The following is a 15,653-nucleotide window of genomic DNA, read 5'->3' as shown; positions in this document are numbered from 1 at the left end:
CATGGCAGAGGCTATTACCGTGGTGGGCGGCGGAGTTATTGGGCTGGTAACCGCCTTTGAGCTTACCGAACGCGGCCAGCGGGTGTGCGTCTATGACCCAACCCCCGGCGAGTGCGGCACGGGTGCCAGCTATTTTGCGGGTGGGATGCTCGCGCCTATTGCCGAAGTGCAGTTTCAGCAGGATGCGCTTTTCCCGCTCATGGTTGCCAGCGCGAATGCGTACCCTTCGCTCATGCGCAGGCTCGCTGCGGTAACAGACGCCCCCACCGGCTACGATACGACCGGCACGTTGGTGGTGGCGGGTGACCGTGCGGATGCGGCGCATCTGCGCAATGTTTCTGAGTATTACCGTTCGCTCAACCGCAGTGCCGAGGCGATTCCCGTGAGCCGGGCGCGTGCCCTAGAACCTGCGCTTGCCCCGGATTTGGCGGGTGCGGCGTTGATTGAGGGCGATCATCAGGTGGCGCCTCGGCTGTTTATGCAGGCTCTCGTGAAGGCGTTGAGGGCGCGCGGGGTCGAGTTTGTGCGTGAGCGTGTGACTGACCCGGATTTTGGGGATATTGTGTGCACCGGTTTGGGTGCGGCGGGGCAGTATCCGCTGCGGCCGGTTTACGGTGATATTCTGCGTTTGCAGACACCGCATCCGCTGGTGGAGCATGTGGTGCGCGGGTTCGTGAATGGTCGGCCCATTTATGTGATTCCGCGGCCTGGCGGTGAGGTGTGTATCGGTGCGACAAGCCGCGAGGACACACGCACACGCCCCAGTGTGGACGGCGTGTATCAGCTGCTCAAAGATGCGATTCGGGTGGTTCCTGCGGTGGAAGAATGCGAGCTTATCGAGTCGAATGTGGGGGTGCGCCCCGGAACCCCGGATGACCTGCCAATCTTTGGTGACCGTACCACGGCGACTGGGCGGCGGCAGCTGATCTCAAACGGGTATTTTCGGCACGGAATTTTACTGGCAGCACTCGCTGGGAAAGCCGGTGCGGAGGTGTTCTTGGGCGGAGATATTCCGCCGGAGTTCGCGCCCTGCTCGCCGAAGAGGTTTGAGCGCTGATACGCGATTTTGCTAGTACATACCGCCAGTTTGTGCACTAACAACGAGAGGAATAACCCATGAAAATAACCTATAACGGCGAACTATTAGACATTTCTACCCCGAATCTTGAGGCGCTGATTCTTCAGCAGGCGGGCACCGATCAGGGTGTCGCTGTCGCACTCGATGGTGCTGTGGTGCCGCGTTCACGGTGGGCGAGTACCGAAGTTCCCGAGGGCGCTAGGGTCGATGCGCTGACCGCAGTTCAGGGCGGGTAGAAGCCATGATTATTGCTGAGAAAGAGTTCTCATCCCGGCTCATTATGGGTTCCGGGGGCGCCACCAGCATGGACCTGCTCGAAAAGGCGCTGGTCGCATCCGGCACCGAGATGACCACGGTCGCGATGCGCAGGCACGCCTCGGGTACCCCTATTTTTCCGCTTCTGACCAGGCTAAATATTGCGCCTCTACCCAATACGGCGGGGTGCCGCACCGCGCGCGACACCGTTATCACCGCCCGGCTCGCGCGCGAAGCCTTGGGGACAAAGTGGATTAAGGTTGAGGTGATTAGCGACGAAGACACCCTGCTGCCGGATGTGTGCGAGACCGTGACCGCCTGCGAAACGCTGGTGGCGGAAGGCTTCACGGTCATGGCGTACACCTCTGATGACCCGGTGATCGCCAAGCGTTTAGAGGATGTGGGCGTCGCGGCGGTCATGCCGCTCGGCTCACCCATCGGCACGGGGCTGGGCATTTTGAACCCGCACAATATTGAGCTGATTTGCTCCCGCGCCACGGTTCCGGTGCTGCTGGATGCGGGGGTTGGCACCGCATCGGACGCCGCGTTTGCGATGGAACTGGGCTGCTCGGGCGTGCTGTTGGCCTCGGCGGTCAACCGTGCGCAGGATCCGGTGGCGATGGCACAAGCCATGAAAGCCGCCGTTGAGGCAGGCTATCTGGCGCGAGGCGCGGGCAGGATTCCCCAGCGCGAGCACGCGAAGGCTTCCTCCCCGGCGGAGGGTCTGGTGTCATGGATGTGACCTCACATAATCGCTCTTCGGTGCCTAGCACACCACAGATTCTAGCGCCAAAGAACCCCGCGCAGGCGCAGGCACTCGAAGCTGAGCGCATATCGCGGCAGGATCGTCTGCCCGGTTTTGACCAGCAGGCGGTCGCCACTGCGCATGTGCTCGTTATCGGTGCGGGCGGTCTGGGGTGCCCGGTGGTGCAGGCGCTCGCCGCCGCAGGGGTCGGGTCGATTGCGCTCGTCGATCACGATGTGATTGAGCTGTCGAATCTGCAGCGCCAGCCGTTGTTCGGTGCCGCCGATTGCGGCCGGGCGAAGGCTGAGGTTGCCGCGCATCGTGCCCGCGAGATTGCCCCGGCACTCACGGTGACGGTGTATCGAAGGTACCTGGAGGCATCCTGGATTCTTGACCTGCTCGCCGAGGAGAACCCGGCGGTGATCGTCGATTGTACCGACACCTTTGCGACTAAATATTTGATTGCCGATGCCGCCGAGATAACCGGTATTCCGCTGGTGTGGGGGTCGGTGCTGCGGTATCAGGGCAGCGTGAGCGTCTTCCGCACGGGGTCGGTGCATCTGCGCGATCTGTTCCCCACGATCCCGGAAACGCTGGAATCCTGCGCCGAGGCGGGGGTGCTGGGCGCTACCACGGCGGTGATTGGTTCGCTCGTGGCGACGGAAACACTCAAGTTCCTGGCGGGGCTGCCCACGCTTGAGGGGCGGCTGCTCACCTACGAGGCGTTGAGCGGTACCTTCCAGAATTTTGCGCTCTCTCCAGACCCGGAGCGGGTGCCCGTGACGGATTTGAGCGCCTATGAACTGCCGAAGATTCTGCTGGATGTGCGCGAGCAGAGCGAACGCGAAACCCAGGTGAAGTACCCGGATTCTCTGCACCTTCCTCTGTCTGCAGCTACCGAGGATGCGGTGCGCGCCATGTTGAAACCGCTCGCCGGGGAATGCGTGGGCGTGTTTTGTAAGTCCGGGGCACGCGCAGCGAAGTTTATGAAGGATTGGGGTGCAGTTGCAGCAGATTATGGGGTGAGGCTCACTGGGGTGTAGCCCACCATCGTGCGGCTTCTTCACGCCGTGAAGGGGTGCGCCACAGGCGTTATAAACCTGAAAACAGGAAAATAACGTTTACATTAAACTTTAAGGTTTGCTGAGTAAATGCTTGAGATTTATGGCACGGGTCTTCTAGGGTAGATGGGGAGACATCCCCTACCGAAAGGGCTCATCATGACCACCGATAATAAAGGCCTCTCCCGTCGCAAACTCCTCAAGGCAGGCGCTATAGGTGTTCCCGCCGCAGGTGTACTCGCCTTTGGCTCGACCCTCGTCACCGCAACCTCCGCGAACGCTATCTCCACCGACGGCTGGTGGGGATCTGAAACTAGCGCGGGTCTGCAGCGGTTCATGAACGCAGTTATGGGCGCAAACCTTGTTGTTGATGGGGTCATCAGCTCCCAGCGTTCGAGTATGGCGCCATACTGCCCAGGAATTGTTGGTGGCTGGGAATGGGTAGAGGTCAACCAGGCAAAAGGCTCCCCAACCATCCAAGCCACGGACGCATGGCTGAAACACTTACCTTATAACTATAAAAATCTTTTTGGCACAATCACCACTGCCTGGATTGAATACCTACAGAAACATTACGGCATTCCCGTAGATCGTCGCCTTGACGCTCCCTCCCGGACTATTCAGGCTTTGCAGAACGAAATCAACCAGTACGTCTAAAATTCTTGTGAATCTTAGCATTCGCATTGCATAAGACAGCACGCTATGTGTAAGGACTTATCATCATGACCACCGATAATAAAGGCCTCTCCCGTCGCAAACTCCTCAAGGCAGGCGCTATAGGTGTTCCCGCCGCAGGTGTACTCGCCTTTGGCTCGACCCTCGTCACCGCAACCTCCGCAAACGCCATCTCCACCGACGGCTGGTGGGGCTCCGAAACCTCGCTCGGGCTACAAAAATTCATGAACGCCATCATGACCGGAACCTGGAACGACGAATTTGGGAGCATGAGCAAGATCCCTACAGTTGCTGACGGAGTCATCAGCTCCCAACCTTCGAGTATGGCGCCTGCTTGCCCCGGAATCGTCGGCGGCTGGGAATGGGTAGAATCCAATCAAGCAACAGGTTCCCCCACCATCCACGTTATGAACGCATGGCTGGATGGCGTGACTCCTAAACAATATGCGGGATTTGACCCCAGCGGCTGGAAGGGTTCTTCCAAGATCGGCTACGGTATCATCAAGCGCCTACAGGGACACTACGGCATCTCTCAGGACGGCCGTCTCGACGCTCCCTCCCGGACTATTCAAGCTCTCCAGAACGAAATCAACCAGTACGTCTAAGTTCTTGCGAATTTCAGTATTCGCATGGATATAGTCAGTACGTTATGTGTAAGGAGTTTTCGTTATGACGAATGAACACGCCGGATTTTCCCGTCGCAAACTCCTCAAGGCAGGTGCTATAGGCGTTCCCGCCGCAGGTGTACTCGCCTTTGGCTCGACCCTCGTCACCGCAACCTCCGCAAACGCCATCTCCACCGACGGCTGGTGGGGATCTGAAACTAGCGCAGGTCTGCAACGGTTCTTAAATACTGTGGTCACGAATAAGGGCTGGCTCACAAACGAGGAGTTTAGCAGGGGTCTGGTTGTCGACGGGGTCATCAGCTCACAGGATTCACGTGTGGCTCACCAGTGCCCCGCAATTGTTGGCGGCTGGGAATGGGTAGAATCCGGCAAAGCGGAAGGCTCTCCCACCATCAAATGGTTACAGTCATGGTTAGATCTGAATCCTCCGACCCCTATCTTCGATGGTGGAGATATTCTTTATCTGCAGCACCACTACGGCACCCCTGAGGACGGTCGCCTTGATGGCCCTTCCCAGACTGTCCAGGCTCTCCAGAACGAAATCAACCAGTGGGTTTAGAGGTTTCTTCTTCATACCTTCCACCCACACCCTGCCTAACTGGGGCGCGTTTTTTCTCCTTATGGGATGCGCCCCAGTTTAGGTTTCATTATCCGCTTTACAGGCCTCAACACATGAAAAGGAAGAAATTATGACTCTTGAGAACACCAGACTTTCCCGCCGCAAGCTCCTCAAAGCAGGCGCCGTGGGTGTTCCCACCGCCGGTTTGCTTGCTTTTGGTTCCACTCTTGTGACCGCAGCACCCGCAAACGCTATCTCCGCCGACGGCTGGTGGGGCTCTGAAACTAGCGCGGGACTGCAGCGATTCATGAACGCAGTTATGGGTGCAAACCTTGTTGTCGATGGGGTCATTAGCTCCCAGCTTTCGTACATGGCACCTGCGTGTCCTGGAATCGTCGGCGGCTGGGAATGGGTGCCAAGTGACGCAAAAGGCTCTCCCACAATTTATTATGTGCACAAATGGCTAGGATGGCGAAACCCTAGTCGTTATTTCCGCGACGCAACCATTGAGAAGTTACAAAGTCACTATGGTATCTCCCCAGATCGGCGCCTTGACGGTCCTTCCCAGACCATCCAAGCTTTGCAGAACGAAATCAACCAGTACGTCTAAGTTCTTGTGAATTTCAGTATTCACATGATGTGCACAGTGCGTTATGTGTAAGGAGTTTTTATCATGACCGCAGAAAACAAAAACCTCTCCCGTCGCAAGCTTCTCAAGGCAGGCGCTATAGGCGTTCCTGCGGCAGGGCTGGTAGCCTTCGGCTCGACCCTCGTGACCGCAACCTCCGCAAACGCTATCTCCACCGACGGCTGGTGGGGCTCCGAAACTAGCGCGGGGCTGCAGCGGTTCATGAACACTGTCATGAACGCTGGCCTTGTCGTTGACGGGGTCATTAGTTCACAGCCTTCGGGTATGGCTTCTGCCTGTCCCGGAATTGTCGGTGGATGGGAATGGGATGGCTCGTACGAGCCTGCCGGTTCACCTACAATAGCTTGGATGAACAAATGGCTAGGTGTAAAACTTGAGAAAAATGATTACGTGAGCAATGCATATATTAGTGAGGGAAGTATTAAGGCGCTTCAAAGCCACTATGGGATTTCCCCAGACGGCCGCCTTGATGCGCCTTCCCAAACCATCAAGGCTTTGCAGAACGAAATCAACCAGTGGGTTGGGTAAATTAACTAATCCCCAAGCTGCGCCAGGTATCGGCTGTTAGGTTCGGTCCCTAAAAAGGCTCTTTATTTCAATAAAGCGGATTTTCTAATGCTTTATTGAAATAAAGAGCCTTTTTCTGGCGAAAAATTAGGGGACTATTTATCGATACTCAGCATCACCTTGGGGCGTTCCCGCTCCCCCGCTTCCAGCCGTTCGAAGGCGGCCTGCGCATCGTCGAGGCTGTAGCTGTGGTCGATGAGCGCGCCCAGCTTGCCCCGGTGCTCCCGCACGAACTGCGCACCAGCCGCGTAGTGGTCGATGCCGTGGCGCACACCCACCAGGTGCTGCCCCCGCAGGGCAAGCTCTGAGGCGTCAAGGCCGGTCTGCGCTGGCGGGAAGCCGATCAGCACCGCCGCGCCCCCGTTCCTCAGCAGAGACGGCGTGGCCTGTAGCGCCGTACCGGAGCCGGAGCACTCCCACACAGCATCCCAGTCCCCAGAGGGGAGCGAGTCCACCGTTTTATAGGCCCTAATCCCAAGCTCGGCAAGGTGCACGGGCTGCGAGGGATCAACCACCGCCACCTCAACGGGGTACTGCCCCAGCACCAGTGCCGCGAGGGTGCCGATCGTGCCGCCGCCCAGCACCAGTACCCTGTCACCGGGTTCCGGGGTGGCTTTCGCCAGGCCCTCCAGAACCGTCACGAGGGGTTCGATCAGAATATATTCGGGATGCGGCTCTGCACCCGGGCCGTCGTCAATGACGGTCAGCACGTGCGCTGGCATCACAAGCTTTTGCGCCGCCGCCCCACCGTGCTTATAGAGACCAACTTCGCGCAGGTTTGTGCAGAGGTTCCGATGCCCGCGCTGGCAGAAATCGCATATCAGGCAGGGAATCATGGTGCTTCCGGTGACCACCGCACCGGGTTTCAGCTGAGTGCCGTGAACAGTCTGCGGCGGGGTTTCGATCACGCCCACCCATTCATGCCCGTAATGGTGCGGGTACTGGGTCAGGCCGCGCCGCAGGTAGTTTGAGGTGCCGTCGTACAGTTCAAGGTCGGTCCCACAGATGCCCGCATAGGCAACCCGGATGAGGGCCTCATCTGGTTGTTGGGGGTGCGCATCGTCAATCTCACGCACTTTAGCGCTTCGGATTCCGGTGATAAAACTGGCTTTCATCGTTTTTCCTCCCCTTCTATAAGCCTGGTTGCTGAAGCTGCACCTATTCGACTTCCACGTGCCCGCCGGAGCAGGTGATGTACACGCTCGGCTGGTTCTCGGCATCGTACGAGTCGCCGGTGCTGCGCTGTTTTCCGAATATTTCCACGCTGCCGGTTGCCTCCCGCACCCGGTAGCCGGGCATCTCATCAAACGTGCCCACCGTGAGCACCGCCCCGCCAGCCACTTTAAGGCTTGCGTCCTCATCAACGGTGCAGTTCACCAGCAGGACCGACGCCGATGACGCCCGCGCCTGAACGTGTGAAAAGTCAGAGTTCCTGCACCGGATGGTGCCTTCGGTGGCGGTCAGGTCGGCGTAGCTGGCGTGCATCCCGCCGATAGTGCAGTACGAGCTGGTGCGCACCCGTAACGCGTCGAGGAACGTCCCGGTGGGGACGGTGATTTTTACCCTGGGGCGTGTCAGAAAGTGCAGCAGTGAGGGGCGGGTTGCGAAGGGTGATTGCCAGTAGTGTTCTGTCTGGGTGAGCTGTATGGCGCCTTCGTCGGTGCGCACGGTGAAAAGTTCTGCATGGGGCACCTCAATAGTTGTGTTTTTGTCGGTTGTTGCGAATATGTCGGTCTCAAGATCAAGTATTTCAAGGGCCAGGGATTTAGGTTCAGTGACGACTATGGACATGGGAAACCTCCACTGCAACGGTAGCGACGGGCGCTGATGCGCCTCACCGCAGGGTTCAAGCGGTACGCACGAACCTGTACAGGTGCACGTTGGGTGGTGCCGCATCCGGCGCCCCGTTTACCCGTATTTTACCCCTGTCACTTGAAACTTTTCTAAAGCATCAGTGTAACGGTGTGTGTGACAAATCTCCCTATTTATATGCATGGTGGGGCCTAACATATCCGCTCGGGGGCTTAAAAATATTCGTCTTTGCACACTTGAAATTCATTCGCTCACACGTTTTTTCGCACCTCGGGACGCTATTTTTTAAAAATGATGTGCACAGCCTTGCAATTAAAGCGCATCTTTATACGTAACGAGAGTAGTATGGGAAGGACAACAATTTTCTGGCCCCAATTTTTCAAGGACTCATGACTCCCCTTCTGCTTTGCACTTCTATCCTTGTTGTTACTCTCACGGCCAGCGGTATCGCTAAGGCTAAAGACCCTTCTAGCACCGTTGAAGGTATTCTGAACTTAGGTTTAGACTCGGTTGCGCCGCTGAAGCTCACCCCCGCTGTACTGCCGTGGGCTGAGCTGGTGCTCGCCGTCGGGCTTCTGTTCGCCCCCGGCCCGCTGTTCCCGGTGTTCGCCATAGCCTCGTGTGCGCTTATGGTGTTCTACCTGGTGGTGATTGCTCGGGCGTTGGCTACCGGCCGCACCGAAGGCTGTAACTGCTTCGGGAAGAAATCGGCGGCACCGGTGAGCCGTTACACGCTGATCCGTAATATTGCGCTGACCATTGCGGGTATTCTCACCGTGGTGGCTTCCTTCGCTGGCGGGAAGGCAGTGGTGTATGAGCTGGTGGGCCTTAACGGTTCCGGGTGGCTGTGGGCTGTTGGCGCGGGCCTGATCGCGCTGACCCTGTGGGCTATTCAGCGGGGCGAGTCCCTGGCCGAGCCCGCCCCGGATATTCCCGAGGTGGTGCTGCCCTCCGCAGCTGATGAGTCCGAGGATTATGTGCGGGTGCCCATCCCTTACGCCTCTATTTACACGACCGATGGGCGTGTGACCACCCTGCGCGATATGTCCCGAGTGCAGGCGCGTGTACTGTTTTTTGCTTCTCCCACATGCGGTTCATGCACCCCTATTTTGAAGACTATTCCCCGGTGGCAGAAGCTGCTGCCGCAGCTGGGTTTGCACCCCGTGTTCAGCAGTGAAGAGAAGATTCGTCAGGCCCATAAGCTGGAGAAACTGGATGAGGGCGTTGAGGCGCTGGTGGATCCCAAGCATGCGGCAATGCACAACTTTGGCCGCGGCACCCCAATGGCCGTGATCCTGGGTTCCGACGGGATGCTGGCGGGCGGCCCCGTAGCGGGAACGAGCGACGTGAAGCAGCTTATGGATGATCTGCTGGTTGAATTCGGCGCCATTAAAGACCCGAACGCCCCCAAGGAGGCGCAGCCCGCTCAGGCCGCCGCTTCGGCAGCAGGAGCCTCAGAGCAGCGCGCACCGGTGCAGGGCGGCTCGGCGACGCAGGCCCCGGCCCGGCCCGGCGCTGTGGACAATGTCTCGCACGGTCAGGTGGGCCGCACCGCACCGGCGCAGCAGAATGTTCCTGCTTCCGAGCAGCCGACCCAGCCTCAGGCTGCCGTATCGAAATCCCAGAATGCGCAGCAGCCCGCACCCGTGAAACCGGGTAGGCAGCCCACGCAGGGTCAGGGTGCTTCCACGCAGCAAAACGTCGCAGCTCAGCGGCAGAGTGCATCCCAGCAGCAGCCCGCAGCGCCCCAACAGGGTACGGCCACTGGGGTCGCCCCCGCGCAGAGTTCGGTTCAGCCCCAAAAAACCGCGAAGAATACGGCAGCGCAGCAGCCTGCCGCGGCTTCTTCAACGGCATCGAAAGAGGCCGCTGCACAGCAGCCAAAGCAGCAGAAGGCTCAGGACGCCTCCTCCCCCGCTCAGAAAGCTCAAACGTCAGCCCCGGCAGCTTCTGCCGCTCAGGCATCTGGGGACTTGGCGCAGGCCACTGCTCCGGTGCCGACGCAGAAGCCCAACGATGCCACCGAGCCCCTGGCCCAGGTGGGGCGGCAGCAGAAGGCGTCCCAGCCACAGCAGGGCGGCACCGGCTCGGGCCAAACCGCACAGCAGATCCAGCCTGCACGTGTACAGCCCACACAACCCGCGAATAAGCCGCAGCCTGCAGGCGGCGGTGCGGAGGCGGCCAAGACCACCAGCGCCGCGAAAGCGTACCGGCTGGGGATGCGGCAGCAGGCGGTGCGCGCTAAATCCGCAGGTGCTCAGCCAGTACCGGCTGGCTCTTCCACCGGCGTGGTGACTTCTCCTTCTGCTAGTTTCAACGGGCCGCGTAAGCGGTACACACCGGGGGCCAGCATGCTCAAGTCGCGGCGTTCCCCCGCTGAGCTGTCGGTGCCTCAGGCTGCTACGCGCCCGCCTCTGAAGCCCAGCTCACGTGCCGCTTCTGCCTCTATGGCGAAGCTGCGCAGCCAGCAGATTATTCAGAAGGCGGCGGCAAAGAAGTAGACTGTTAGAGGGCGCCCGCAAAGCAGATACACCGGGTCGCATAAAGAGCGCAGTGATGCTCTTTATGCGACCCGTGTTCTGCTCCCACGCGGCCCCGCCCGCAACGAAGACGTGCACACACTCCACCCTATAGAAAGGCAACTGATGGCTGAGATACAGTTCAATGCCCCTGGCGAGCGTGAAAAGTCGCTGTGGCTCATTAAGAAGGAAAACGACCCGGGCCACTCGCAGTGGTATATTGAGCGTTTTAAGCAGATGGAGGCTGAGGGTAACGACCTGGGCGGTGAGTCACGTGTTCTGGATGCGATGGCTTCCCGAGGGGCAAAAATCCTGGATGCCGGGTGCGGCCCGGGCCGGGTGGGTAAGCAGCTGCACGCGCTGGGGCACCGCGTCACCGGTGTGGATATTGACCCTGAGCTGATTGATGAGGCGACCCGTGTGTGCCCCGAGGCTTCCTGGGTCACCGCTGATTTGGCGGATTTGCCGCAGGCTCTTGGGTTTAATGGTGATGCCGGTCAGGACGGGTTTGAGCTGCTGGTGTGTTCGGGGAATGTGATGGGCTTTTTGGCGCGTTCTACCCGGTACCCTGTGGTTGAGAATTTTTATCGGGTGCTGGCCCCGGGCGGGCGGGCCGTAGTGGGATATGGTTCCGGCCCTGGGCGGGATTATTCGTTTGAGCAGTTCCTTGCGGATGCGCGTCAGGCCGGTTTTAATGTGGATGCCACTTACAGCACCTGGGATTTGCGTCCTTTCACCGAGGATTCGGAGTATTTGGTGGCGGTTCTTTCGCGGGCTAAGTAGGGTGCGTCTAGGCTTCGGGGGCGGTATGTTGTCGAACGTACCGTCCCCGTTGTGTTGTGTAGGTGGCTTCTATGAGGAAATCAGGTGGATGGCGCGTGCTGTTTCTTCAGGCAGTAGCGCCCCGGCTCCCAGCAGCAGGATGACGAGTGCGGCGACCACGGCGATGGTGGCTGAGCGCCAGCCGGGGTGCAGCTCGTTAAAGGTGATCAGGTGCGGGTGCAGTTTATCAATATCGAGCACGTTCGCTTTCTGGTAGACGGTGGTCTGCTCCGAGAGTTTTGAGGAGACGGTGCGCATCGTTTTTGCATCCCAGACGCGCCCGTCCAGGCGCATGAGCGGTTTCTTGTTTTTGCTGATGGCCCACATGGCGGGGACGGGGCGGTACCGCAGCCGCCCCATGCCGGTGGTTTTTTTGCCGTGCGCCTGCTTGGGGTAGAGCTTTTCAACAAGGATGGTGTGGTCTATGTTTTTGAGCGGCACGGCTTTCCAGCCGATGAGGCGGGCACGCAGCACGTGGGTGTCGGTCAGAGCCACAATGGTGGGTTTGAGCACCGAGTAGAGGCTGATACCGGCGCAGAACGCGATGAGCAGCGTCACTATGGTGTAGGGCAGGGCGGGCCGTTTGTAGCCGAGGAAGGCGAGTGCGGCGATGAGTGTGAGGGTGCCCGGTAGTGCCGCTTCGACGCGCCTGCCGTAGGAACGGATGCGCGGGTGGTAGATGTGTTCGGCGGTGCCGTGTTTGCTGCTGATTTCGTGTGCGCGTTCTGCCATACTCTCCACTTTAGTGGTATGAGCGCTCATAGCCTAGTGGGGCGCGCGGTTTCTGCCGCCCTATTCCTGCCGTTCGGGCACGTGGTTTTCTGGGGTGCAGCCGGTCTTAGCGTGGGCGCTGCGAATACGGGGCGTTTACCTGCTGGCGGGAACGGGGGGGATAATACCGGCGGTGTTTCAGAAGGAGACGCGCACGGATTTCGCGTCTACCTCGGCCATGCCTTTGAGTGTGAACGGGATTTCTTTTGTTATTTCTTTATGGGTTCCCGTGTATAAATCCAGCTGCTCGAACGAGATTTTTACTTTGCCTTCTGCGGGTGAGAGTTTCCACATTTTGTCTGATTCTGCGGTTACTTTCGGCTGCGGGTATTCAATGACTGACCATTTCACTGCCCCATCTACTCGCCCACCGAAGGAGTACTCAAATGGGCATCCGGACGGGTATAGGGTATTTTGGGCCGCGCATTTATCAACGTAGGAACGCACCTGGGTTTGTACGGATTCCAGCGCCTTTTCGCTTGGTTCCAGGGCTATATCGGCCTGGGAGGACGCATCCGCTGTGAGCACCTGCTGCACGCTTTTTGAGGTGGTGTACACTGCGGAGTCGTAGGCGACCGTGTACACCCCGGGGTAGAATACCGGGAACGATGCCTCACCCTGATCGACGGCGACTTTACGGTTATTCACGGTGGCCGCCTCAACCCCCGCGATTTTCACTTTGAGGGTGGGCAGCTCCCCCAACTCAATATCCCAACGGTCGAAGACCCCCCAGTGGGTGCCTGCCTGGTGGAGCCGGAAATCGGTGTGTTCGCTTTTGCCGTCAATGGTGTAGGAGGCGCGCACTGTTGCTTTATTGCCGTTGGGGTCTTTTTCTATGACGTCAATCTGCACATCTTTGAGGGTTGAGGCTGCACGCCGCAGCGTGTCGCCGTCGAGCATAGCGGGGTCCCCGTCGGGGATTCTGGCCCCGAGCAGCCCCAGCGCGTATGAGCCGTTACCCGTTTGGAGTGCGTGGAAATATTCGCGTACTTTCCCCTCCGGTCCGTACACCAGTTTATTGGTGGCGAAAAGCGCGCCAGCGGCCGCCACGAGGGACACAATAACGCCAATAACCCAGGCAGTCAGGAGCTTCTCGACGGGAGAGTGAATACGCATAGATATAGAATAGCTCACAGTGAGTACACTATTAGTACGTATGTAATTCCCGTCATACCGTTATTGTTTTATGTATGCACCCCAGTGGCTTTTTGGCTAAAAGTTATTTTCTGCAATATCGCAGACGTTTATAGCCTCACAGGGCGGGCTCTAGTTAATCCCCCGCAAATCCAGCACGAGTTCGCTCTCATCCGCGGCATCACCGGTGACGATGACCGGAATACCCCAGTCCTGCTGGTACAGGTGGCATGCGGCGTGCTCGGGAATATCGCCGTCGGGGGTACCGTCGCAGGCGGCAGCGCGGGCGGTAATGTGCAGCACCGCCTCCTGAATTTCGGGGTTGAGCACGAGGGTACGGCTGAGCCCCTGGGAGGTACCGGCACCGTCCAGCAGGAAGTTTTCGGGGGTGGATGAGATTTTCAGCTGGGTCGGGTCTCCCCAGCGGGTATCGAGTTTCTGCCCGGTTGGCACGGTAAACCGCGAGGTAAATTCGAGGGTTCCGCCGGTGAGTTTCGTGGCGGGTCGGGCGGTTGTGATCGCACCTTCGTCCACTTTTTGCGCCTGCGCAGGAATGGCGGCGCGCACCAGCTGGTGCGCATTGGTTTCCACGATTATTAGGCGGGGATCCTCACCCGGGCTATGCTCCACCAGGAGGTCGGCAGGTTCGGCGAGTCCGCGCTGTAAGGTGCTTAGTTCCTTCACGGCAGGATCCCAGCGGCGAATCGCACCGTTATAGGTGTCTGCCACCGCGATAGAACCGTCGGGAAGCTCCGCGAGTCCCAGAGGATGCTGCATACGTGAGGTCTGCGAGTCACCGTCCACAAACCCGAAATCGAACAAACCCAGCCCTACGGCAGAGATCACCTGTACACTCTGGTGCCCGGGCTCATCCCGCGTAAAGGTTACGTGGCGCAGCCCGCTGGTTTCCGAGCAGGCGACCCACAAACTGCCGTCACGCGCCTCGATAATGCCGGAGGGTTGGGCAAACCATGCGTCCTCGGCGGGGCCGTCCTGCAGCCCTTCAACCCCGGCGCCCGCAAAAATACTGACGGTTTCAGAGACGGGGTCGTAGCCGAAGAGCTGGTGGGTGCCAGCCATCGCGATCACGAACTGCCCGGCTTCACGCGAATAGACCGCATCCCACGGGGATGAGAGCGCTATAGCGGTGGCGGGCGCATCCTCGGGGATATGGTTTGCATTGCCTGTGACGGCGTTGTCTCCATCAATCACGCGCTGCACGCCGTTGCCCGCAAGGGTACGAACCTCGCCCGTGCGCAGGTTCAGCGAGCGCAGCCGGTGATTCACGGTGTCGGTGATCAGCACATCGTACCCGAGTTTTTCGCGGAGTTCGGCGGGTACCAGGGCAAGCCCTTGCGGTTCGTTAAAGCGTGCAGTGGTTCCGGTTCCGTCGGCGTAGCCTTTTTCGCCGTCTTCTCCCCCGCCGTAGGCTGCCAGCACCGTGTTGAGGTCTTCGGCGACCTGCAGGATGCGGTGCCTGGCGGTGTCGGACACCAGGTAGGTGCGTGCGCCGGTGCCGAACAGGTTTTTGGGTCCGAACTCTGTGGGGAGTTCGATAGCTTTCCCCGGAAAAGCGAATGTTCCCTCGGTTTTGGGTCGGGGCACGTAGGGGCCGTCGCCTCGGTGCAGGGTACCTTTTTCCTCGTGTTCGGCAACGAGCTCACGCACGAGTGAGGTAAGCCCCTGCACGTGCCCCTCCCCGGAAAGATGCGCCACAATATACCCCTCAGGATCGATAACCACGAGCGTGGGCCAGGCGCGGGCGGTATAAGCCTGCCAGGTGGTGAGTTCGGGGTCGTCGAGTACGGGGTGTTTGATGTCGTAGCGGTCTACGGCTGCGGCAAGCGCTACCGGGTCTGCCTCATGCTCAAATTTGGGGCTGTGCACGCCCACGGTGACGAGCACATCCGAGAACTCTTCTTCGAGGGGGCGCAGCTCGTCGAGCACGTGCAGGCAGTTAATGCAGCACAGGGTCCAGAAGTCGAGGATCACGATTTTGCCGCGAAGGGCTTGCAGGTCTAGGTTCTTTTCGCCGGTGTTGAGCCAGGATCGTCCGATGAGTTCGCTGGCGCGCACGCGCACGGTTTTCTGCCCGGTATGATCTTGCCCGGGATGCTGGTTGCTGGTTTCGCTCACGATTCTCTCCCCTGTGGTTTCGCGCCCTGGCCCCGCTTAGCAGCAGGGTGCGCTCGTTTCCACCCTATTATGCCAGCGGTGCGGGCGTGTTCACCGGGCGGTAAAAGTTTATGAACTCGCCCCGCAATACGCCGTCATATTCTGTCATAGAGTCTCTTTCTCCCCTGTTGTTATGGCGGCCTGCGGGGTTGTTCCTCATTCGCACGCCAATAGTTTTGTCCGACAGATAGTTTTTCTTTCCGCC

The 15,653-nt window shown here is 59.2% G+C and carries 16 protein-coding genes; 11 read left to right on the top strand and 5 right to left on the bottom strand.

Annotated features, from left to right (window positions below; translation table 11 throughout):
• The first annotated feature begins 1 nt into the window (after window position 1).
• The 9 genes from thiO (at window position 2) to D8M41_RS00150 (ending at window position 6,176) form a co-directional block, all read left to right on the top strand.
• Entirely contained in the window at window positions 2–1,057 is a 1,056-nt protein-coding gene (gene thiO / locus D8M41_RS00190) for a glycine oxidase ThiO (RefSeq protein WP_006888804.1), read from the top strand.
• 59 nt (window positions 1,058–1,116) lie between these two features.
• Window positions 1,117–1,314 carry a sulfur carrier protein ThiS gene (gene thiS / locus D8M41_RS00185; protein ID WP_006888800.1) on the top strand — a complete coding sequence of 66 codons (198 nt, stop codon included), beginning with the start codon at window positions 1,117–1,119 and terminating at the stop codon, window positions 1,312–1,314.
• Between the two features lie 5 nt (window positions 1,315–1,319).
• The gene (locus D8M41_RS00180) at window positions 1,320–2,075 is read left to right on the top strand and encodes a thiazole synthase (protein WP_006888813.1); all 756 of its coding nucleotides are present in this window, start codon (window positions 1,320–1,322) and stop codon (window positions 2,073–2,075) included.
• Window positions 2,066–3,121 (top strand): ThiF family adenylyltransferase, encoded by a 1,056-nt coding sequence (locus D8M41_RS00175; RefSeq protein WP_006888799.1) that lies wholly within the window; start codon window positions 2,066–2,068, stop codon window positions 3,119–3,121. The genes D8M41_RS00180 and D8M41_RS00175 overlap by 10 nt, the downstream gene beginning before the upstream one ends.
• 177 nt (window positions 3,122–3,298) lie before the next feature.
• A complete protein-coding gene (locus tag D8M41_RS00170; RefSeq protein WP_094757474.1) occupies window positions 3,299–3,796 on the top strand; it encodes a chemotaxis protein CheA in 498 nt (165 codons plus the stop codon).
• A gap of 65 nt (window positions 3,797–3,861) precedes the next feature.
• Window positions 3,862–4,419: a chemotaxis protein CheA gene (locus D8M41_RS00165; RefSeq protein ID WP_094757473.1), complete on the top strand. Its 558-nt coding sequence runs from the start codon at window positions 3,862–3,864 to the stop codon at window positions 4,417–4,419.
• A 64-nt stretch (window positions 4,420–4,483) separates the two neighbouring features.
• Complete coding sequence (locus tag D8M41_RS00160; protein WP_006888301.1) at window positions 4,484–4,999, top strand: hypothetical protein; 516 nt, start codon at window positions 4,484–4,486, stop codon at window positions 4,997–4,999.
• 130 nt (window positions 5,000–5,129) lie between these two features.
• Window positions 5,130–5,609: a hypothetical protein gene (locus tag D8M41_RS00155; protein WP_006888293.1), complete on the top strand. Its 480-nt coding sequence runs from the start codon at window positions 5,130–5,132 to the stop codon at window positions 5,607–5,609.
• Window positions 5,610–5,672: 63 nt separating this feature from the next.
• Complete coding sequence (locus D8M41_RS00150; RefSeq protein ID WP_006888298.1) at window positions 5,673–6,176, top strand: hypothetical protein; 504 nt, start codon at window positions 5,673–5,675, stop codon at window positions 6,174–6,176.
• 134 nt (window positions 6,177–6,310) lie between these two features.
• On the opposite strand, the gene D8M41_RS00145 is transcribed toward D8M41_RS00150, so the two are convergent.
• Window positions 6,311–7,330 (bottom strand): zinc-dependent alcohol dehydrogenase, encoded by a 1,020-nt coding sequence (locus D8M41_RS00145; RefSeq protein WP_006888303.1) that lies wholly within the window; start codon window positions 7,328–7,330, stop codon window positions 6,311–6,313.
• Between the two features lie 43 nt (window positions 7,331–7,373).
• On the bottom strand, window positions 7,374–8,006 hold the full coding sequence (locus tag D8M41_RS00140; RefSeq protein ID WP_006888291.1) for a DUF4097 family beta strand repeat-containing protein: 633 nt from the start codon (window positions 8,004–8,006) through the stop codon (window positions 7,374–7,376).
• Window positions 8,007–8,416: 410 nt separating this feature from the next.
• Here D8M41_RS00140 and D8M41_RS00135 point away from each other — a divergent pair, with 410 nt between their 5' ends.
• Window positions 8,417–10,528 (top strand): MauE/DoxX family redox-associated membrane protein, encoded by a 2,112-nt coding sequence (locus D8M41_RS00135; protein ID WP_006888307.1) that lies wholly within the window; start codon window positions 8,417–8,419, stop codon window positions 10,526–10,528.
• Between the two features lie 144 nt (window positions 10,529–10,672).
• Window positions 10,673–11,329 (top strand): class I SAM-dependent methyltransferase, encoded by a 657-nt coding sequence (locus D8M41_RS00130; protein WP_006888305.1) that lies wholly within the window; start codon window positions 10,673–10,675, stop codon window positions 11,327–11,329.
• Between the two features lie 69 nt (window positions 11,330–11,398).
• Here D8M41_RS00130 and D8M41_RS00125 read toward each other — a convergent pair whose 3' ends face one another.
• The 3 genes from D8M41_RS00125 to D8M41_RS00115 form a co-directional block, all read right to left on the bottom strand.
• The gene (locus tag D8M41_RS00125) at window positions 11,399–12,100 is read right to left on the bottom strand and encodes a hypothetical protein (RefSeq protein ID WP_006888288.1); all 702 of its coding nucleotides are present in this window, start codon (window positions 12,098–12,100) and stop codon (window positions 11,399–11,401) included.
• Window positions 12,101–12,277: 177 nt separating this feature from the next.
• Window positions 12,278–13,273, bottom strand: a complete 996-nt coding sequence (locus D8M41_RS00120; RefSeq protein ID WP_232617551.1) for a hypothetical protein — start codon at window positions 13,271–13,273, stop codon at window positions 12,278–12,280.
• Between the two features lie 132 nt (window positions 13,274–13,405).
• Window positions 13,406–15,409 (bottom strand): NHL domain-containing thioredoxin family protein, encoded by a 2,004-nt coding sequence (locus D8M41_RS00115; protein ID WP_006888289.1) that lies wholly within the window; start codon window positions 15,407–15,409, stop codon window positions 13,406–13,408.
• Window positions 15,410–15,653 lie beyond the last annotated feature (244 nt).

The organism is Rothia sp. HSID18069 (assembly GCF_003989155.1).
Classification (GTDB): Bacteria; Actinomycetota; Actinomycetes; order Actinomycetales; family Micrococcaceae; genus Rothia; species Rothia aeria.
This window is presented reverse-complemented; position numbering and strand designations above follow the sequence as displayed.